The 19,550-nt window shown below is 48.8% G+C and carries 20 protein-coding genes and 4 tRNA genes; 18 read left to right on the top strand and 6 right to left on the bottom strand.

Annotated elements, in window-relative coordinates; genetic code table 11:
* The first annotated feature begins 7 nt into the window (after positions 1-7).
* The 12 genes from fdh3B (at position 8) to Undi14_RS10190 (ending at position 7,928) form a co-directional block, all read left to right on the top strand.
* Positions 8-643: a formate dehydrogenase FDH3 subunit beta gene (gene fdh3B / locus Undi14_RS10245; protein WP_186898039.1), complete on the top strand. Its 636-nt coding sequence runs from the start codon at positions 8-10 to the stop codon at positions 641-643.
* A gap of 3 nt (positions 644-646) precedes the next feature.
* Entirely contained in the window at positions 647-880 is a 234-nt protein-coding gene (locus Undi14_RS10240; protein WP_186898040.1) for a hypothetical protein, read from the top strand.
* A 14-nt stretch (positions 881-894) separates the two neighbouring features.
* On the top strand, positions 895-2,022 hold the full coding sequence (locus Undi14_RS10235) for a formate dehydrogenase subunit gamma (protein WP_200180010.1): 1,128 nt from the start codon (positions 895-897) through the stop codon (positions 2,020-2,022).
* A 17-nt stretch (positions 2,023-2,039) separates the two neighbouring features.
* A complete protein-coding gene (locus tag Undi14_RS10230) occupies positions 2,040-2,408 on the top strand; it encodes a hypothetical protein (RefSeq protein ID WP_186898042.1) in 369 nt (122 codons plus the stop codon).
* A 138-nt stretch (positions 2,409-2,546) separates the two neighbouring features.
* Positions 2,547-3,410, top strand: coding sequence for a formate dehydrogenase accessory sulfurtransferase FdhD (locus tag Undi14_RS10225; RefSeq protein WP_234030525.1), 864 nt, complete (start codon positions 2,547-2,549; stop codon positions 3,408-3,410).
* A 148-nt stretch (positions 3,411-3,558) separates the two neighbouring features.
* Positions 3,559-4,959 carry a glutamate--tRNA ligase gene (gene gltX, locus Undi14_RS10220; protein ID WP_186898043.1) on the top strand — a complete coding sequence of 467 codons (1,401 nt, stop codon included), beginning with the start codon at positions 3,559-3,561 and terminating at the stop codon, positions 4,957-4,959.
* A gap of 67 nt (positions 4,960-5,026) precedes the next feature.
* A tRNA-Ala gene (locus tag Undi14_RS10215) sits at positions 5,027-5,102 on the top strand.
* 49 nt (positions 5,103-5,151) lie between these two features.
* Positions 5,152-5,227: transfer RNA gene (locus Undi14_RS10210), tRNA-Glu, on the top strand.
* 68 nt (positions 5,228-5,295) lie between these two features.
* Positions 5,296-5,371: transfer RNA gene (locus tag Undi14_RS10205), tRNA-Glu, on the top strand.
* 58 nt (positions 5,372-5,429) lie between these two features.
* Positions 5,430-5,505 (top strand) — tRNA-Glu (locus tag Undi14_RS10200).
* A gap of 409 nt (positions 5,506-5,914) precedes the next feature.
* Positions 5,915-7,516 (top strand): methyl-accepting chemotaxis protein, encoded by a 1,602-nt coding sequence (locus Undi14_RS18460; protein WP_200180008.1) that lies wholly within the window; start codon positions 5,915-5,917, stop codon positions 7,514-7,516.
* Between the two features lie 13 nt (positions 7,517-7,529).
* Entirely contained in the window at positions 7,530-7,928 is a 399-nt protein-coding gene (locus Undi14_RS10190; protein ID WP_186898045.1) for a bacteriohemerythrin, read from the top strand.
* A gap of 115 nt (positions 7,929-8,043) precedes the next feature.
* On the opposite strand, the gene Undi14_RS10185 is transcribed toward Undi14_RS10190, so the two are convergent.
* Positions 8,044-9,078 carry a sulfate ABC transporter substrate-binding protein gene (locus Undi14_RS10185; RefSeq protein ID WP_200180006.1) on the bottom strand — a complete coding sequence of 345 codons (1,035 nt, stop codon included), beginning with the start codon at positions 9,076-9,078 and terminating at the stop codon, positions 8,044-8,046.
* Between the two features lie 226 nt (positions 9,079-9,304).
* On the opposite strand from Undi14_RS10185, the gene Undi14_RS10180 reads away from it, so the two are divergent.
* The 4 genes from Undi14_RS10180 (at position 9,305) to Undi14_RS10165 (ending at position 13,608) form a co-directional block, all read left to right on the top strand.
* Entirely contained in the window at positions 9,305-10,879 is a 1,575-nt protein-coding gene (locus Undi14_RS10180) for a thioredoxin fold domain-containing protein (RefSeq protein WP_200180004.1), read from the top strand.
* A 202-nt stretch (positions 10,880-11,081) separates the two neighbouring features.
* Positions 11,082-12,104 carry a methionine ABC transporter ATP-binding protein gene (locus tag Undi14_RS10175; protein ID WP_200180002.1) on the top strand — a complete coding sequence of 341 codons (1,023 nt, stop codon included), beginning with the start codon at positions 11,082-11,084 and terminating at the stop codon, positions 12,102-12,104.
* Positions 12,104-12,763, top strand: coding sequence for a methionine ABC transporter permease (locus Undi14_RS10170; RefSeq protein ID WP_186885259.1), 660 nt, complete (start codon positions 12,104-12,106; stop codon positions 12,761-12,763). Before Undi14_RS10175 ends, Undi14_RS10170 begins: the two co-directional genes overlap by 1 nt.
* A 32-nt stretch (positions 12,764-12,795) precedes the next feature.
* Positions 12,796-13,608: a MetQ/NlpA family ABC transporter substrate-binding protein gene (locus tag Undi14_RS10165; protein WP_200180000.1), complete on the top strand. Its 813-nt coding sequence runs from the start codon at positions 12,796-12,798 to the stop codon at positions 13,606-13,608.
* Between the two features lie 119 nt (positions 13,609-13,727).
* Here the strand turns inward: Undi14_RS10165 and Undi14_RS10160 are convergent, their stop codons facing one another.
* The 3 genes from Undi14_RS10160 to gloB all read right to left on the bottom strand — a co-directional run bounded on the left by Undi14_RS10160 (position 13,728) and on the right by gloB (position 16,453).
* Positions 13,728-14,303, bottom strand: a complete 576-nt coding sequence (locus Undi14_RS10160; protein ID WP_186885261.1) for an elongation factor P — start codon at positions 14,301-14,303, stop codon at positions 13,728-13,730.
* A 126-nt stretch (positions 14,304-14,429) separates the two neighbouring features.
* A complete protein-coding gene (earP, locus tag Undi14_RS10155; protein ID WP_200179998.1) occupies positions 14,430-15,611 on the bottom strand; it encodes an elongation factor P maturation arginine rhamnosyltransferase EarP in 1,182 nt (393 codons plus the stop codon).
* A 56-nt stretch (positions 15,612-15,667) separates the two neighbouring features.
* On the bottom strand, positions 15,668-16,453 hold the full coding sequence (gene gloB / locus Undi14_RS10150; RefSeq protein WP_200179996.1) for a hydroxyacylglutathione hydrolase: 786 nt from the start codon (positions 16,451-16,453) through the stop codon (positions 15,668-15,670).
* Between the two features lie 8 nt (positions 16,454-16,461).
* Here gloB and Undi14_RS10145 point away from each other — a divergent pair, with 8 nt between their 5' ends.
* Positions 16,462-17,223, top strand: a complete 762-nt coding sequence (locus Undi14_RS10145; protein ID WP_200179995.1) for a class I SAM-dependent methyltransferase — start codon at positions 16,462-16,464, stop codon at positions 17,221-17,223.
* Positions 17,224-17,225: 2 nt separating this feature from the next.
* Complete coding sequence (gene rnhA / locus Undi14_RS10140) at positions 17,226-17,672, top strand: ribonuclease HI (RefSeq protein WP_186885265.1); 447 nt, start codon at positions 17,226-17,228, stop codon at positions 17,670-17,672.
* Positions 17,673-17,792: 120 nt separating this feature from the next.
* On the opposite strand, the gene Undi14_RS10135 is transcribed toward rnhA, so the two are convergent.
* Together Undi14_RS10135 and tal are read right to left on the bottom strand one after the other, a co-directional pair.
* Positions 17,793-18,434, bottom strand: a complete 642-nt coding sequence (locus tag Undi14_RS10135) for a chloramphenicol acetyltransferase (RefSeq protein ID WP_200179994.1) — start codon at positions 18,432-18,434, stop codon at positions 17,793-17,795.
* Positions 18,435-18,598: 164 nt separating this feature from the next.
* The gene (tal, locus tag Undi14_RS10130) at positions 18,599-19,534 is read right to left on the bottom strand and encodes a transaldolase (protein WP_186898054.1); all 936 of its coding nucleotides are present in this window, start codon (positions 19,532-19,534) and stop codon (positions 18,599-18,601) included.
* Positions 19,535-19,550 lie beyond the last annotated feature (16 nt).

Below are 19,550 nucleotides of genomic sequence, written 5' to 3'. Positions count from 1 at the left end.
GAAGAAAATGGCAAGAATGAAATTTATCTGTGATGCAGAGCGCTGTATCGAATGCAACAGCTGCGTAACAGCATGTAAGAACGAACATGAAGTGCCGTGGGGCGTTAATCGCCGCCGCGTGGTGACCGTCAATGATGGCGTGATCGGACAGGAAAAATCGATTTCCGTCGCGTGTATGCATTGCTCTGATGCGCCTTGTATGGCGGTCTGTCCGGTCGATTGTTTTTACCGTACCGATGAAGGCGTGGTTTTGCACAATAAGGATATCTGCATCGGTTGCGGTTACTGTTCTTATGCCTGCCCATTTGGCGCGCCGCAGTTCCCTTCGAACGGAACTTTTGGTTTGCGCGGCAAAATGGACAAATGTACTTTCTGTTCCGGTGGGCCAGAAGAAGATGGCTCTGAAAAAGAGTTTGAAAAATATGGACGCAATCGCCTTGCCGAAGGTAAGTTGCCTTTGTGCGCTGAGATGTGCTCGACCAAAGCGCTGCTCGGTGGCGATGGTGATGTGATTGCCGATATTTTCCGTACCCGCGTGGTCAAGCGTGGTAAGGGCAGTGAAGTCTGGGGTTGGGGCACTGCCTACGGCAAGGGAAACAATCCAGAGGCTAAGCCTGAGTTGCAGCCAGCCACGGAGAAATAAATCATGAAAAAGACAATGTGGATTATTTCAGGTTTGCTTGCGCTGATGAGTTTGTCCGCCTGTGGAGAACGTGATCAGGCAACCACGACCAAACGTGGTCTGGTCGATGAAAAAGCATGGAAGGGTGCGCACAACGGTTTCGTTGTGAAAGAGTGGACTCCCGGCGATAAAACGGCATGGGAAAATCAGATCCGCGCCCGTAATCAATACCAGAACGAGTATGTCAAAACCAATTAAATGAAGGAGTTGACATGAGATCTTTGATTCTTTCGCTGACCTTGGCACTGACAGCAGCAGTAGCATCTGCCCAGGCTGCCGCACCGGCAAATGCGGCGGCAGCTACGACACCGGCAGAAAAACTGCCGGGCGTTGAGTCGGTCGATATCCTGAAACAAAATCAGGCCGAGCGCACGCAAACACAACCCGGCAATCTGGCACCGACATATCGTCTGGTGGCGGACGGCACCAAGCATTATTCGAGCTTGCCAGCGCTGGAGGCGGGTGTGCTGATACAGGGGAAAACGCAATTTCCCGGTCAGGCACGCGCGACGACAGCAGGTGAGGCATGGCGTCAATATCGGAATGGCCCGCTGACGATGATCGGCGGTGGCATTTTGCTGGCGGCGTTAGCCGCAGTGGCGGCGATGTATCTGATTCGCGGTCAGATTCGTCTCGATGGTCCGCGCACTGGCCGTCTGATTGAGCGTTTCACGCCGACTGAACGAACGCTGCACTGGAGTATGGCGTTGAGCTTCGTTGCTCTGGCAAGCTCCGGTATTGTGATGTTGTTCGGTAAGCACATACTGTTGCCATTCTTCGGTCTGACGCTGTTCGGCTGGCTGGCATTTTTATGCAAGAACATTCATAACTTTGTCGGCCCGATATTCACGGTGTCTATCATTCTGTTCTTTATCAAATTTGCCCGCGATAATTTACCGTCGGCATCGGATATTAAATGGATGGCGAAATTGGGTGGGTTACTCAGTGGTGCCCACGTAAGTTCGCATCGCTTCAACGCTGGTGAAAAAATTATTTTCTGGGGTGGCGTCGTTGGCCTGGGTCTGATTGTCAGTGCATCGGGTTTCGTACTTGATAAACTGGTGCCGGGGTTCGAATACAGCCGTGCTTACATGCAGATTGCCAGTATTGTGCATATTGCTGCTGCGATGCTGGCAGCGGGTATGGTGATTGGTCATATCTATCTTGGTACGATAGGGATGGAAGGCGCTTATGAATCCATGCGTACCGGCTATGTTGATGACGTCTGGGCGAAAGAGCATCACGATCTCTGGTATGCCGATATCGAGCAAGGAAAAATTCCGCGTGTGCGCAGTGCGACGGCGACAGCGGAGTCCAAAGTAGCCGTGGTCAACGCCTAGTTGAGTTGGAGAAAAAAATGAAATCTAAAAATTTATGGTCGGTGACATCGGTGTGCGTAGCGTTGCTGTCGGGCTTGTTTGCAACGGCCAGCTTCGCTAAATTGCCAGAACCGACACCAGAAGCAAAAGCAAAGGCGGCTGAAGCCAAAGCAAAAACAGCTTGGTCAGATAAAGTGGCAGCCTATCAGCTATGCAAATCGCAAGACAAAGTGGCGGCAGCTTATCTGAAGGGAAAAGACGCTAAAGCGGTGGTGGCAACACCGGCATGCACCGACCCAGGCCCTTATGTGCCGGAAGTCGCTGCGGCTCCGGCCAGTGCTTCGGCGACGTCCGCTGTTGCAGCGACAACGCCTGCAAGCAATACGCCTGTCGCGATTAAGAAGTAAGTCCTGTCCCGTAAAATACACATACTCCCCCCTTAAAATGGCATTTCACCCTTAATCTCCTTGTAGATATTGGGCTGCCAGATATACTCCGGGGGAGTATATTTTCACCGATTTGTGCCCTCCTGGCCGGAAAAAATAATGCCTGACTCTCCGTATATGCCAGAGCTGTCCAGATCCACCGTCGCGCTGACCAAAGAAGTGCAGGTCACCGATGAGCGTGGTCGCGTTAATCTGATCTCCATTCCTGCAGAGCGCCCATTAACCGTTTATCTTGATAAGCGTGAATTGGTGACGCTGATGACCATGGGTGGCAACCCGGAAGCATTGGTACTTGGCTACCTACGCAATCAGCGTCTGCTGCGCCAGATCACTGATATCGCTTCGGTACAGGTGGATTGGGAAGTGTCTGCGGCCGCGGTCGTCACGCATACCGGTGTGACGGACATTGAAGAGCGCACATCAAAACGTGTTGTGACGACGGGTTGTGGTCAGGGCACTGTGTTTGGCGGGCTGATGGATGAAGTCGATCAGATTGTGTTGCCAGACAGCGCGCGCATCCGCCAGTCTTCTCTGTATAAAATCATCGACACCATCCGCACTCAGCAGTCGGTGTATAAAAAAGCCGGCTCGGTTCACGGCTGCGCTTTATTTTCAAATCAGGGTGAACTTTTATATTTTGTTGAAGATGTCGGTCGTCACAACGCCGTAGATGCAATCGCCGGAAAAATGTGGCTGGATCGCGTTGATGGTGGCGACAAAATTTTTTACAGTACCGGTCGCCTGACTTCTGAAATGGTGATTAAAGGGGCGCAGATGGGCATTCCCATTTTATTGTCGCGCTCAGGTACTACCGAGATGGGGCATCAGGTTGCATCGCAGATAGGCATGAGTCTGTTTTCCCGTTGCACAGGGCGACATTTCCTGTTGCTGACACATCCGCAGCGTCTTGAGTTCGAACCAGAGTTGTTTGCTGAAACAACGCCAGCTTCGGTTTCTGTCTGACTCTCACTTCTTATTCAGCTTTTTTACAGTGCAGGCGTAGTCGGTATCCTCGTCGCGCTGAAAACGGTAAAATGCTGGTTTTAACTTTACCCGCATACTGGTGTTGCTTCTGCTACAGGCTGACGCAGCACGCGGTGCAATTCATCTCATGACTGTCGTCCGTACCCGTTTTGCTCCCAGCCCGACTGGCTATCTTCACGTTGGCGGTGCCCGTACCGCTTTGTTCAGCTGGGCGTTTGCGCGCCATCATGGCGGCACATTTGTTTTACGTATTGAGGATACCGATCTTGAACGCTCCACCCCGGAAGCGGTGCAGGCGATTCTGGATGGTATGAACTGGCTGGGTTTGCAGCATGATGAAGGCCCGTTTTATCAGATGCAGCGTATGGAACGTTATCGTTCAGTGCTGGCGGAAATGCTGGCTAATGGCAGTGCCTATCATTGCTATTCATCACCTGAGGAAGTCGAGGCGATGCGCGAGCGTCAACGTGCTGCCGGCGATAAGCCGCGTTACGACGGTACATGGCGCCCGGAAGCCGGCAAAACACTGCCAGCAGTACCTGCAGATCGTAAGCCAGTGATCCGTTTTAAAAATCCTCTGGATGGCGACGTTAGTTGGAATGATGTCGTCAAAGGGGCGATCACGATCAGCAATAAAGAACTCGATGATCTGGTCATTGCGCGTCCGGATGGCACGCCAACTTACAATTTCTGCGTCGCGGTGGATGACTGGGATATGCAGATTACCCACGTCATTCGTGGTGACGACCACGTGAATAACACACCGCGTCAGATCAATATTCTGAATGCGCTTGGCGCAACGCTGCCGCAATACGGACATGTTCCTATGATTCTGGGCACCGATGGGCAAAAGCTCTCCAAACGCCGCGATGCTGTCAGCGTGATGGATTATTTCGACAAAGGTTATCTGCCAGAGGCTATGCTGAACTATCTTGCGCGCCTGGGCTGGAGTCACGGCGACGATGAATTGTTCTCTATGGAGCAGATGTGCAGCTGGTTTGATCTGACCCATTTATCCGGTTCTGCGGCGCAATTTAATCCTGAAAAACTGGCCTGGATTAATAACCACTACATCAAAGCTGCTGATAATCAGCGTCTTGCCGATTTAATCCGTGTGCAGATGGAAAAAGATGGCGCCGTATTCACCGACGCGCCAGCTTTGCCTGCAGTGATTGCTTTGCTGAAAGAGCGCGCAAATACGACGGTGGAGCTGGGGCAGGCGGCCATGTTGTTTTATCGTCAGCCAGCGGCAGATGCTGCTTTGCTGACGCAACATGTGACTGCTGCGGTATTGCCTGCATTGCGCCAATACGCAGAAGCTTGCAAAACAGTCGAATGGAATAAAGTTGCTTTGTCTGCTGCGCTGAAGCAGGTGCTGGCAGATCATACGTTGAAGATGCCACAACTTGCGATGCCATTACGTCTGCTGTTAACCGGGCAGTTGCAGACGCCATCAATTGATGCTGTTGTCGAATTGTTTGGGCGCGAAGTTGTTTTGCAGCGTCTGGCAGTAATCGCAGCTGATTAATCGAGAGCGGGTGAGGGCTTTACAATAAAGCGTTCATCCCCTATAATCTCGCTTCTATTCTGTGTCGGGGGGTATAGCTCAGCTGGGAGAGCGCTTGCATGGCATGCAAGAGGTCAGCGGTTCGATCCCGCTTACCTCCACCAAAAAAGTGCACTGCCATTAAGGCAGTATGCGAAACAGAAAATACTTGCTGTCCCCATCGTCTAGAGGCCTAGGACATCACCCTTTCACGGTGAGTACAGGGGTTCGAATCCCCTTGGGGACGCCAATAAATTTAGTATGTTTATTGTGGGCAGCAAGTAAAGCAGTACCAGGTCAGTAACAAGGACAGAATATGTCCCCATCGTCTAGAGGCCTAGGACATCACCCTTTCACGGTGAGTACAGGGGTTCGAATCCCCTTGGGGACGCCAGATTTAAATCCACTTCCTGTTGTCAGGTAAGTGCAGGTCAGTAACAAGGACAGAATATGTCCCCATCGTCTAGAGGCCTAGGACATCACCCTTTCACGGTGAGTACAGGGGTTCGAATCCCCTTGGGGACGCCAGGTAAAAGCCAGCTTAATCAATTAAGCTGGCTTTTTTTATTGTGATGTCGGTTTTGCTCGTTGAAGTCCGGATACATTCATGAGCTGCATTATTCTTGTGTTCTGCCTTATCACTCAATGAAAAATTATCGGTAAGACTGCGCGCCCCAGTTCGCATATTGGTAAGCAACACAGCGAGACCCTCTTCATCTGATTTAAGCAGCATGATGTTGCCGCTTGCTCACCTGCACATAGCCTTGTTTTCTGAGGGTGAAAATCTCCATCTTGATAAAACAATCTCTGCGTAGTTCGATGAATTGTCTGGAGTAGTTCTATTGATGTATATCATGCGCAATCTCGCCCCATTAAAATCGCCTGTGTAGTATTGAGAGTTTTGCCGTGAAGCTATCTGGAAAAAAGGAGATGAGCGATGCACGCATTTGCAAATTTAAAGATAGGCGTTCGTTTGTCGATCGGTTTTGGTATTTTGATTTTAATGACGCTGAGCATGGGGGGCATAGGGCTGCAACGTTTCGCAGAAGTGAATGCCGTGAACAGCAGAATCATTGAAAAGGATTGGGTAAAAGCCGAGGCAGCGAATGTCATTAACGCCACTACCCGCGCCAATGCGCGGAATACGATGGAGCTTCTGATTGCGGATGATGCCACTCAGGCGGGCAGAGTCAAGCAATCGATTGAGGCGAATAAGCAGGTCATCAGTGCGGCCTTAGACACTCTGAAGCAACTGATTTATTTACCTGAAGGTCAGGCCTTGCTGGCGACATTGACCGAACGACGGACAGCGTATGTCGCTTCGTTTTCAAAAGTGCTGAAACAGATAGATGCCGGAGACAAAACCGGTGCAATTCAGACGATGAACACTGAGACATTACCGGCGTTGGATGCGCTGCAAGAACCTATCGTTGCCCTGACAAATTTACAGAAAAAAATTGTTGTTAACAGTAGTGGGGAAGTGCGGGATCGTATTGCTTCTGCCACTGCATTGCTGATTGTGCTGACTATCGCAGGTTTATTCGTTGGTGTCGGGCTGACGTGGTTTATTTCGCGCTCAATTACGCGACCACTCAGTGAGGCTGTGCATATTGCCCGTACCGTTGCTTCGGGTGATTTGACGACGAAAGCACAGATCACCACGAAAGATGAGTGCGGTCAGTTATTGCAGTCCATGCAGGAAATGAACGACAGCCTTGTGCATATCGTAAATCAGGTGCGTGGCGGTACAGACCTGATGGCTGCAGCCACACATGAAATCGCAGACGGCAATATGGAGCTTTCCTCTCGTACCGAAGAGCAAGCCAGCGCGCTTGAGCAAACTGCGGCCTCGATGGAGCAACTGGCATCGGCGGTGAGGGATAACTTTGAGTCGGGTATGCATGCCAACCGGCTTGCCGAATCAGCGGCTCAGGTCGCTGCTAAAGGTGGTGCCGTCGTCGGTGAGGTTGTGCAGACGATGGAAGCAATCAATGTTTCCTCGCGCAAGATTGCGGACATTATCGGCGTCATTGATGGCATTGCGTTCCAGACTAATATACTGGCGCTCAACGCGGCAGTTGAGGCCACCCGCGCGGGTGAGCAGGGGCGCGGCTTTGCGGTTGTGGCATCCGAGGTTCGTTCGCTTGCCGGGCGATCTGCGAATGCTGCGAAGGAAATCAAGACGCTGATTTCTGATTCGGTAGGTAATGTGAGTGATGGTTGCCGACTGGTGGAGCAGGCAGGTAGCACCATGGATGAGATCGTGGTACACGTGCGTCGTGTGGCGGACCTGATGGGAGAAATTACGAACGCAAGTAAAGAGCAGACGACTGGCATTGAACAGGTGAATCAAGCGGTCGCTCAAATGGATACGGTAACGCAGCAAAATGCCGCATTAGTAGAAGAGGCCGCGGCCGCAACCCAGTCTCTCGATCATCAGGCAAACTCTCTGGTGCAGGCGGTCAGTATTTTTAAGTTAGGTACGCCACATTCATCAATTGGTTTCTCACGCGCCTCGCCTGCGTTACTCAACGTTTAATCTGGATACGGACATGGCATATTTTGAGTGGGCCGACGACATGGTGATCGATAACGGGCCGATTGATGAAGATCACAAAAAATTAGTCAATCTGGTCAATGAGTTGCATACAGCGACCAGTGTCGGGCGCGGTCAGGAAGTGATTGAGGCAATCATGAGTGAACTGATCACCTACACAAAAGATCATCTTCTTCGTGAAGAGCAAGCGATGGCGGCACTGAAATTTCCAAATCTGGAGCGGCATAAAGAGGGACATCATCAATTTACGGAACGACTGAATACATTACAGAGCCAGTACGAAGCGGGAAGCATTACCGTAGCATCGCAGCTTTCGTCTGTTTTACGGGATTGGTTGTCTTTGCATATCCGCCGCTCCGATAAAGAAATTAAAGTGTATCTGCAAAAGAAGTGACAGATATCGCAGCCAGTTATCTGGATTCATCGCAATGTTTTGAGGGAAATACGACTCAAAAACAAAAAAAGCCCTGTTTGTATCAACAGGGCTTTTTTTACATGGCGAGTTTCATTTATTTTTTGGCTTGATATAGTTTGTCGAATTCACCGCCATCGTCAAAATGCTTTTTCTGTGCTTGTTTCCAGCCACCGAAAACTTCATCGACAGTGAAGAGATTGATCGCTTTGAAGTTGGCTGCATATTTTTTAGATGCTGCTTCCGAGCGCGGGCGGAAGAAGTGTTTGGCGGCAATTTCCTGACCTTGTTCGCTGTACAAAAATTGCAGATACGCTGTTGCTACTTTGCGTGTGCCGAGTTTATCAACAACTTTATCGACAACGGCGACCGGTGATTCTGCGAGTATCGATGTTTTTGGATAAACGACATCGTAGTGATCGCCAAATTCCTGCTTGACCAGTTGCACTTCATTTTCAAAAGTAACTAAGACGTCACCGATTTCCCTTTGCGTAAAAGTAGTGGTCGCGCCGCGCCCACCGGCATCGAGTACCGGAACATTTTTAAACAGACGATCAACCAATTGTCGCGCTTGTGCTTCGTTGCCACCGCTCTTAATAACCGAGCCCCATGCAGCGAGGTAGGAATAGCGTCCGTTGCCGGAAGTCTTGGGATTGGGAATGATCACTTTGACGCCAGGTTTGCCAAGATCATCCCAACTGGCGATGCGTTTTGGATTCCCTTTGCGCGTCAGGAACACCATGGTCGAATAAAATGGCGCAGAGTTGTTTGGGAATGATTTCGCCCAGTCTTGCGGAACCAGACCTTTCTCCGCAAGGATATCGATATCGTTTGCCTGATTCATCGTGACTACTGATGCTGCCAGACCATCGATGACAGAGCGTGCCTGCTTGCTGGAGCCGCCATGTGACTGATTAATCGTGATGGATTCTCCGGATTTCTTTTTCCATTCTGCGATGAAAGCCGGATTTACTTCTTTGAATAATTCACGCGTGACATCATAAGACGCATTCAGCAGCGGCTCGGCAGCCTGAGCAGTGAGCGAGGGGGTAAGCAGGCTGGCACCAATCAGTGCAACGATACCGGCAATGCTTAAGCGACGTTGCGCTTGCAAACCTGAGTTTGTTTTCATGTGCGATCTCCCAAATATAAGTTACCGTTATCTTCCATAAATTAAGCGCAGAAGGAAACGATAGTATTCTTCTTTACTTAGATGAAAAATGCATTTGTCGAATATGAAACAATAATTTTTCTGTATATCGTTGCGTGAAAACAATCTAAGTGATGTGCTCCCGAAGGCGTATTCGCAGACATAATTTTGCTACACTCAATCCCTTGTTTGTATTTTTACTTACTCTATGAAAACAAATACTTCTTTTTCTGCGAGCTTGCTGGTAACGCTGCTAGTGGGTACGTTGGCCGCACCGTTGGCCGTCGCGCTGGATAAAACTGCGAGTGCTTCAGCACATGCTACGCAAGCGGGTGGTATCGAATGGCGCAAAGATAATAATGTGGATGCGGCTTTCGCCTTAGCAAAGTCTGCCAATAAACCGTTATTTCTTTACTGGGGAGCGGTCTGGTGCCCGCCTTGCAATCAAGTCAAGGCAACGATATTCAATCGTCAGGAATTCATTGATAAGTCACGGCATTTTATTCCCGTCTATCTGGATGGCGATAGCCCGGGGGCGCAGAAATTTGCGGCGCAATTCAAAGTGCGTGGTTACCCGACGATGATATTGTTCAAGCCGGATGGAACTGAAATTACCCGCTTGCCAGGCGAGGTCGATTCTGAGCGCTATCTGCAGGTGCTGACGCTGGCATTGAATACCTCGGCATCGGTGGCTGATTCCTTAAAGCTGGCTTTAGCGGGAAATAAGTCGCTGAAGCAGGATGACTGGAGCCTGTTGGCGGATTATTCATGGGATGATCCTCAGCAAAAGCTGGTGAACAACAAAGATTTGCCAGCGACGTTATTGCGTTTGTCCGAGTTAAGTCCAGCTGGATTAAATGCAACGCGTCTGTATTTGAAAGCCTTATTTGCGGCTGCCAATGCCAGACCGGGGCAGACAGTTCCTGCCATTGACAAACAGCAGGCCACCGAGCGCTTAATCAAGTCACTTGCAGATGCGAAAGTTGCGCGTGACAACCTTGATCTCGTGGCTGGTTCTGCGGCGGAGCTGACGGAATTTTTAACTTCCGCAAAATCAGAGCAGCGTGGCAAACTCACTGCAGCATGGAATGTTGCCCTGAGTAAGCTCGCTGACGATAACAGCATATCGAAAACAGACAGACTGAGTGCCATCATTGCGCAGATCGCGCTGGCTAAGCTTGATAATGCTAAACCGTCGGCAGCCTTGCAAAAAGACGTGCAGAAGCGTGTGTCGCAAATCGAGCAGGCTACTGGCGACGCGTATGAGCGGCAATCGGTGGTAAGTTCCGCTGCCTATGCATTAGGAAATGCGGATTTGCTGGATGCGTCAGATACCTTGCTGAAAGCAGAATTAAAACGCTCGCATTCGCCGTATTATTTCATGTCAACCTTGGGCTCGAACGCGAAGAAGCGTGGCGATAAACTGGCTGCAGTAAATTGTTATGAACAGGCATATAACGCAGCAAAAGGGCCTGCAACCCGCTTGCAATGGGGTTCGAATTATGTGGTCGGTCTGATCGAACTGACGCCAGAAGACGATGCGCGTATTGAAAAAGCAGTTTCAGGTGTCTTTGCTGAATTGTCGAAAACAGAAAATGCTTTTTATCAGCGCAATCATGCTTATCTTGAAAAGATGGGCAAGAAATTAGGCGAGTGGAACAAAGATAGAAAGCACCAGGTGACTTTCCAGAAAGTGCATGCACAGCTAGATAGTATATGTGCAAAATTACCGGCAAACGATGGCCAGAAGGCGACTTGTCAGGGTGTCTTGTCGAAATCCTGATTCTCGTTAATCGAAGAAAAAATGCGGCTGAGGCCGCATTTTTTTTGCCCCGACAATCATGAATGAGATTTTCTGAAGTGCTGGATGCGCGCATCGCATCGCTTATACGAATTTTTGTATATACAAGTTACTTTATATGATTGGAACGAATTTGGTATCTTCGATAAAATCCATCATTCGTTATTTATTGGTTTGAGATTCAGTGATTCATATTGAGCAATTAGAAAAGCATTATCAGGTTGGCGGGCGTGAAGTACATGCGCTGCGCAACATACATCTGACTGTTCGCAAGGGGCAGATTTTCGGCATCATCGGACGCTCAGGAGCCGGTAAAAGTACTTTGCTGAGAGCGTTGAATTTACTTGAGCGCCCAAGCAGCGGCAAGGTTCTGATTGAAGGTGAAGACATCACCCAGTTTAATTCAGAACAGTTGCACAGCTTGCGGCAACGTATCGGCATGGTGTTTCAACATTTTAATTTGTTGAACGCAAAAACCATTACTGAGAATATCGATTTCCCCCTCAAGCTCGCCGGTACTTATAGTAAAGAAGCACGTCAGCAGCGTGTGGATGAATTGCTTGAATTGGTTGGGTTGACTGATCAGCGGCATAAATTTCCATCGCAATTGTCGGGGGGGCAAAAGCAGCGTGTAGGTATTGCCCGCGCGCTGGCCAATTATCCGCATCTCTTGTTATGTGACGAGGCAACGTCGGCGCTTGATCCAGAAACGACGCAGGCGATTCTGCGCTTGTTGTCAGACATCAATCAGAAACTGGGATTGACGATATTGCTGATCACGCATGAGATGCAGGTGATACGCACGATCTGCGATCAGGTTGCGGTGATCGACGCTGGCGAGATTGTTGAGAGTGGTGATGTTGCCGACGTATTCCTGCATCCGCAACATGTGGTGACGCAAAGTCTGGTCGCTGAAAATCAAGCGCTTGATCTTGATCTGTTGCAGAGAATTCAGCGTCATGACAACAGTCAGTTGCTGCGTCTGACCTATGTCGGCGCGGCGACGCATGAACCTATACTGAGTCGTATCGCGGCGCAGACTAAAGCGGATATCACGATTTTGCAGGGAACAATTTCCCGCATCAAGAACACGCCGTATGGTCAGCTGTTAGTTGAATTGTCGGGAACACCGGATCAAATTGCGGTGGTATTGAATTTGTTGCGCGACCTCGATGTGCGTACAGAAATCATTGAAGGAGCGCACTGATGGATTTTTCAAACATAGACTGGGAAGACATTGCGCAGGCGACGCTTGATACCTTGACGATGACGGGTTTCTCTTTATTTTTTACGGTGCTACTGGGTTTGCCTTTGGGTGTATTACTTTTCCTTACCGGTAAAAATCAGCTGTTAGAGCAACGCGGTATTTATGCGTTGTTATCTTTTGTAGTGAATATTCTTCGCTCGGTTCCTTTCATTATTTTGCTGATTGTTTTGATTCCGTTCACCTTATTGCTGGTGGGTACGTCACTGGGTGTGGCTGGCACTATCCCGCCGCTGGTCATCGGGACGACGCCTTTTTTTGCGCGTCTGGTGGAAAACGTTTTACGTGAAGTGGATCGCGGCATTATTGAGGCTTGTCAGGCGATGGGAGCGAAAACGCACCAGATCATTATTCATGCCTTGTTACCTGAAGCCTTGCCCGGCCTGCTGGCGGCGGGAACTGTAACGACAATCGCCTTGGTGTCGTATGCGGCGATGTCGGGTGTGATAGGCGGTGGCGGCCTTGGTGATCTGGCGCTGCGTTTTGGATATCAACGATTTCAGACGGACGTCATGGTCGTAACAGTAACGATATTGATAGTGCTGGTGCAGTTATTACAATTCTTCGGAGACAAGTTGGTGTTGCGATTTACCCGTAAGTAATTTCATTTATATAAATTTAAGGATAATAAATTATGGCTCTCTCTTTTAAACGTCACTTAGCTAGCTTGTTGGCAAGCACTTTCAGTGCAGCAGCTTTGCTTGCTTCCGGCGCAGCATCTGCTGCCGACACCTTGACTATCGCAGCAACGCCGGTTCCGCACGCGGAAATTCTTGAGTTTGTAAAGCCACTTCTGGCGAAAGAAGGTGTGGACTTAAAAATCAAAGTATTCACTGATTATGTTCAGCCTGCTGTTCAGGTCAACGAAAAACATCTGGATGGTAATTTCTTTTTGCATCAGCCCTATCTGAATGAATTTAAAAAGAGCCATAAAAACGATATCGAAGTACCTGTCGCTAAAGTGCACGTAGAGCCATTCGCAGCCTATTCGTCTAAATACAAAAAAGTAGCGGATATCCCTAATGGTGCGACTGTCGCGATTCCAAATGACCCGTCAAATTCGGGGCGTGCTTTGTTGTTACTGGCTAAACAGGGACTATTGAAATTAAAAGATCCAAGTAATATTTCTTCAACCAAAAAAGATATTATTGAGAATCCGAAAAATCTGAAATTCAAAGAACTGGAAGCTGCAACCTTGCCACGCGTTTTGAACCAGGTCGATCTGGCATTGATCAATACAAATTACGCTATCGAAGCAAAGCTGAATCCGGTGAAAGATTCTTTGTTCATTGAAGATGCCAATTCTCCGTATGCAAATTTACTGGTGGCACGTGACGATAATAAAAACAGCCCGGCATTTAAAAAGCTGATCGCAGCTGTGAACTCTCCTGAAGTGAAGAAATTCATTGAAGAAAAATACAAAGGTGCTGTTGTTCCTGCATTCTGATTTGTTGCCTCCACTTCCTCGTTCACATGCTTAAATTGGTCGTACGAGGATGCTGAAGTCAGTTAAAGCAGGCGAAAAAAAAGCTACTCAGTGAGTAGCTTTTTTTGATTCTGATGAAATCAGTTGCGAACGATACGTTTGTATTCGTTTGTGCGTGTATCGATCTCGATCACGTCATCCTGGCTGACGAACAGCGGCACTTGTACGGTATGTTGATGCGCTTCGATCGCATTTTCGATCTTCGCTTCTTTCAATACGTTACCGGAAGTATTGCCTTTAACTGCAGGCTCAGAGTACACAACCTGACGTGCAATCGTTGTTGGCAATTCAACAGAGATCGCTTTGCCATCATAGAAAACAGCTTCGCATTCCATGCCGTCTTTCAGGTAATGCAATGCATCGCCCAGATTTTCTTCTTCGATTTCATACTGTTCGTAGTCTGCATCCATGAATACAAACAATGGATCAGCGAAGTAAGAATAAGTTACTGGCTTTTTGTCGAGGACAACAACGTCAAATTTGTCATCGCCACGGAAAACGCTTTCCTGTGGGCTGTTTGTCAGAAGATTTTTCATCTTCCATTTGTAGGTGAAGCCTGTGCGGCTTGAACCGTTGACATCAGAGCGCAAGACGATCATAGGCTTGCTATCGACCATAATAATGTTGCCAACACGAATTTCTTTTGCAGGTTTCATAGCGAATAATTATAAAAAGTAGGTTGCATAAAAATCATCTGTCGCCTACTGGCAGAACGCCCCGCAAGCCCGTTTGATTCAATTTGAAAAACACATTAAAAATTAACCGCGTATTTTACCTTATTTTTATTCATTATTTACACTTTGCTGATGAACTGTGTGAGCAAACTTCAGTAAATTTGATGTCATATCGCCATTGGCGATTAATTGCTGTTGCCATTGCAGCGCCAGATGCGCAATTTGCGGCATGTCAGCTTCTAATGCTTGCCACGTTGTATTCCACTGAATCGGGTCTGTTGTCACGCCATTCCAGGCGAGCATCATTGCTGCAAGATTATTAGTGTTAGCCGTGTAGCATTTTAAGAAAGCATTCAGCTTTACATGGTGCAAGTTTTCATCTTGGGGATAGATGTGCCAGATAAATGGTTTGCCTGCCAATTGTGCACGCACAAACGAATCTTCTCCGCGGACAAAATTCAGATCGCACGCCCACAGCAGTTTGTCATAGTCCGGTTGCGGTACAAAAGGTAGTACGCGTATGGTCAGTGCACCGATGGTGGTAACGCTGCCAGCTGTTGCGGGTTGGCCTGTGAACGCCTGAACCGCTTCCTCAGCAACACCTTCCGGCACCAGGCAGGTGATAGGCGTTGCATTATTTTTCCATGCCTCAAACAAGGCAGTGGCCGGAGCATGTGGGTAGCAGAACAATGAAATTTTCAGCGCGTCAATTTCATTTCTGCTTAATCCTAAACTGGATAGAAACTCAGCGATTGTCGCCGGGTCTGATATAAATTGCTGACGCTGCCGCTCTAATTCTGACTCTATCAGGAGTCCGCCGGTTTTGCTGTTAAATCCTGGGAAGAAAAAATATTTTGTGAGTGGCAATGAGCCGTGAGGCGATGACAGCGTATGGCAGCCTTCCACCCATGCTTCCGCACTTAAACCTTCCAGATTCAGCCATACTGCGCGAGGTCGGCGTTGCGCCATCGCTTGAATGTAGGCGGGTGGAATGTCGCAGGCAAAAAATTCAATAACGATGTCGCTGATATCTTCCGGCGTAAATGTACCGTTCTGGTCGCGCCAGTGATGTACAGTGACTCCGGCGACGTTCTGCGTATCGATATTCAGTTTTACGTCAGGACAAATCCGCTGAAAGCTGCGCAGATCATCTACCCACAAGTGGACGTTGATGTGATGTTCGCGCTCCAGTTGTCTTGCCAGACGCCAGCAGATACCGATGTCGCCGTAGTTGTCAACGACCTTACAAAATAAGGTCAGGGATTTTAAGGATTGAACTTGTTCAGACATGAAAAATCAGTAACGTTGTTGAAGCCGTGCTGAGTGTCAGATGCGGCTTCTCGATATTATCGGTAATTGTTTTTCCACTCGCGCAATGCGGCAAAAGTGGAAGCATCATCTTGATGTGCAGATATTTTTCCGGTACTCAGTAAGCGTGCAATAACAGCGGGTTCGCGGCTGCGCAAAAATGGATTGCTATGCTTTTCCAGTCCTATCTGTCCCGGCACTGTCGGTATGCCTTCATCTCTTTTGCGTTGCTCGCGGAGTAAACGTTCTGCGATGGCCTGATTATCGGGTTCAACTTCTTTGGCAAAGCGCAAATTAGACAGCGTGTATTCATGCGCGCAATAGACCGCCGTATCGTCGGGCAGGGCAGCAAGTTTATCAAGTGAAGACAACATTTGTGCGGGCGTTCCTTCAAACACGCGCCCGCAACCACCGGCGAAGAGTGTATCGCCGGAAAATAACCAGTGCTGCGCTGACGCAAAATAGGCGATATGGCCCAGCGTGTGTCCCGGCACTGCGATCACTTGCAGCGTCCAGCTCATCTCAGGGATATCAACGATGTCGCCTTCTGCTAAGGGATGGCTGACCACCTGAATACCATCATTTACAGGGCCATATACTGGCACGTTAAAGTGCTGCAATAACGCCGGAACGCCGCCGATATGATCATTATGATGATGAGTCAGTAAAATGGCTGACAATGTCAGTTGATGTGCTTCAAGCGTCTTTAAGATAGGGGCCGCATCTCCGGGGTCTACGACTGCCGCATGTTTGCCGTCGTGGATGACCCACAGATAATTGTCGTCAAAAGCGGGCACAGTCAATATACTCAGAGAATTCGTCATAGACACGTATGGAAGCTGTGGAAAAGAACATTATAGACCTCGATACCTGGCTGGAGTTACCTGCGGGACGGTATATTCGCGACTGGGAAGAAGCCTTGCTGGCGAAGATCACGGTCGATATATTCGGTTTTAATGCATTGCAGATCGGCTTGCCGCAGATTAACGCACTGGCGGCGAGTCGTATGCCGCATCGATGGTGTTCAAATCCGGATTTGACGAATCTGACGGAAGAAAGTGCGAGTCGGGTCGTGGTGATGCATGATTTTTCTGAACTGCCTTTTGAAACGCAGAGCATAGATCTGATCGTTTTGCCGCATGTACTGGAATTTGCTGCGGAACCGCATCAGATGTTGCGCGAAGTAGAACGGGTGTTGATTCCTGAAGGCAGGTTGATCGTGACGGGTTTCAATCAGACCAGTTTGTGGGGGGCAAGACAATTTGTCGGGCGTCTGAATAAAAACTATTATCTGCCGCATGAAGGCGAGTTCATCAGCCCCGCCCGTTTGAAAGACTGGCTGAAATTATTAAATATGGAAATCGGGCAAGTGCATTTCGGTTGTTACGCGCCGTCTTGCCATACTGAAAAATGGTTGCATCGTTTTCAATTCATGGAAAAAGCCGGACAACGATGGTGGCCGTATTTCGGCTCAGTCTACGTCATGCAGGCAATTAAACGGGTGCGTGGTATGCGCATGATAGGACCCGCATTGAAGCAAAAGCGGGTTGTGCGCGGTGCTGCGATTCCGGTCGCAAATAAAGCAAAAAAATAAATATGGATAAGATAGAAATTTATACAGATGGTGCTTGTAAGGGGAACCCGGGTGTCGGCGGTTGGGGTGCTTTGTTGGTTGCAGGAACGAAAGAAAAAGAGCTTTTTGGCGGTGAGCGCGAAACCACCAATAATCGTATGGAGTTAATGGCGGTGATCCGCGCGCTGGGTGCACTGAAACGACCATGTCATATCGTTTTGCATACTGATAGTCAGTATGTGTTGAAGGGAATTACAGAGTGGATTACTGGCTGGAAAGCCAAAGGCTGGAAAACGGCGTCGAAGGCTCCGGTCAAGAATGTCGATCTCTGGCAAGAGCTTGATGCGGCGCAGCTGACACATCAGATTGAATGGCGCTGGGTGCGCGGGCATACCGGACACCCCGGCAATGAACGTGCCGATCAGTTAGCGAATCGCGGCGTTGATCTGGTCTTGTCTGGTGGGGCTTGAGGGTATCTCGCGTTCAAGTCATTCCCATTTTTTGACGTGCAGTGTTGACGCTGGTGCTGGCTTGTACGGGCATATGCCTTGCCAGCCCGCATAGAATATAGGCTGTGGAGCAAGCCTGAATTATGCCTCTGGTATGTCGTTCATGCCCTGTTGCAGTCGGCTCAGAAATTGATGGATGTGATAAGCGTCAACCAGTCCGTGATGAACGAAGCTGGCGACAGGTAACTGCATTTTTCCATCTTGCAGATGACATTTTCCTGCTGATATTTTCGGTACGCTATCCATGCCATCATGACGGCGTGCATGCGTGATACCTGTAAAATTAATCCACGGCATTGCAGAAAAGTGAATCGCGTCGTTGCGCTTGCATTCATCGGTAAAGCACAGACCGGTGTCATTTTTTACTTTGACCATCGCACTGTTCGCATCTGTTGAAAACACGGAAAAATCCTCGTGAAACTGAATCGGGCAAAAGCCGAAGGTATTATCGGCTCGGCTGATGGTGGCATTCGCGTGTATCCGTGCATATTCAACGACTTGCCCGTCTTCGATGCGATAGCGCATTGCCTTGGTATCATTAATCGCCTGTAAAATGCGGTGCAGATAAAGCAAAAAGAAAGACGTTTTGGTTTGCTTGCAATAATGATAGGCGGCATCACAGTCTATATTGGCGACGATGCCGTGAAATGGTTCGTCGCATCGGGAAAAGAAAGCGAAGTGTTCGCGTCGGTTCCAGCTTGCCAGATCAATGACTTTTTTCATACGGATGTCGATATAAAAACAGGGATAGAAAATTCTATCCCTGCGATGGTTTTGTTGCTGTGCTGTAGATCAAAAATGAACAACAGCGTTACCGCAATTGTTCAGCAATCGTGCAGCCGTTGTGCGTGCAATGTGATTGAATACGCTGACGTGTTCAGTGACACTTATTTTAGTGCTGCAATCATTTGTTCCAGCTTTACCGTGTCTGCGCAGAATGCACGTATGCCTTCCGCCAGTTTTTCGGTTGCCATCGCATCTTCGTTAAGTTGGAAACGGAATATTTTTTCATTCATGCTGATTTTTTCCAGATCAGAAGAGGCCGCCACTTCTGCGCTCAGCTTTTGTGTGATTACTGAGTTGGTATCAGCAAGCTTTTGCAGTAAATCCGGGCTGATCGTCAATAAGTCGCAACCCGCCAGTTCGAGAATTTGCGAGGTGTTGCGGAAACTGGCACCCATGACTTCGGTTTTGTAGCCAAATTTGCGATAGTAAGTGTAGATTTTTTTGACGGATAACACGCCTGGATCATCGGCGCCAAAAATTTCCTGACCGGTTTTTGCTTTGTACCAGTCGTAGATACGCCCGACAAATGGTGAAATCAGTTGCGCGCCAGCTTCTGCACAGGCAATCGCTTGTGCCAGTGAAAACAACAGGGTCATATTGCAACGGATGCCTTCTTTTTCGAGTATTTCTGCGGCGCGTATGCCTTCCCAGGTCGAGGCAATTTTAATCAGTATGCGTTCGCGTGATACGCCAGCGGCTTCATACATTGCGATTAACTGGCGGCCTTTAGCGACGGTTGCTTCGGTGTCAAAAGAGAGGCGGGCATCGGTTTCAGTTGAAACACGACCAGGAATTTCGTTCAGAATTTGCAAGCCGAAAGCGATCAGCAGATGATCGATCGTCTCATCAATGGATTTGCCCGCAGTATCTTTGACTGCTTTTTCCAGCAAGTGCTTATATTCCGCTTTTTGAACAGCCTTCAGAATCAGCGATGGATTAGTGGTGGCATCGCGCGGTGTGTAGGCCTTGATTGCCTGAAAATCGCCGGTATCGGCAACGACAGTCGTATATTGCTTCAGTTGTTCTAATTGATTCATATCTTCGGGCTATTCA

Source organism: Undibacterium sp. 14-3-2, from assembly GCF_016595265.1.
Taxonomy (GTDB): Bacteria; Pseudomonadota; Gammaproteobacteria; order Burkholderiales; family Burkholderiaceae_D; genus Undibacterium; species Undibacterium aquatile.
Note: the sequence above shows the minus strand (reverse complement) of the source record. Positions and strands in the feature narration are given on the sequence as shown.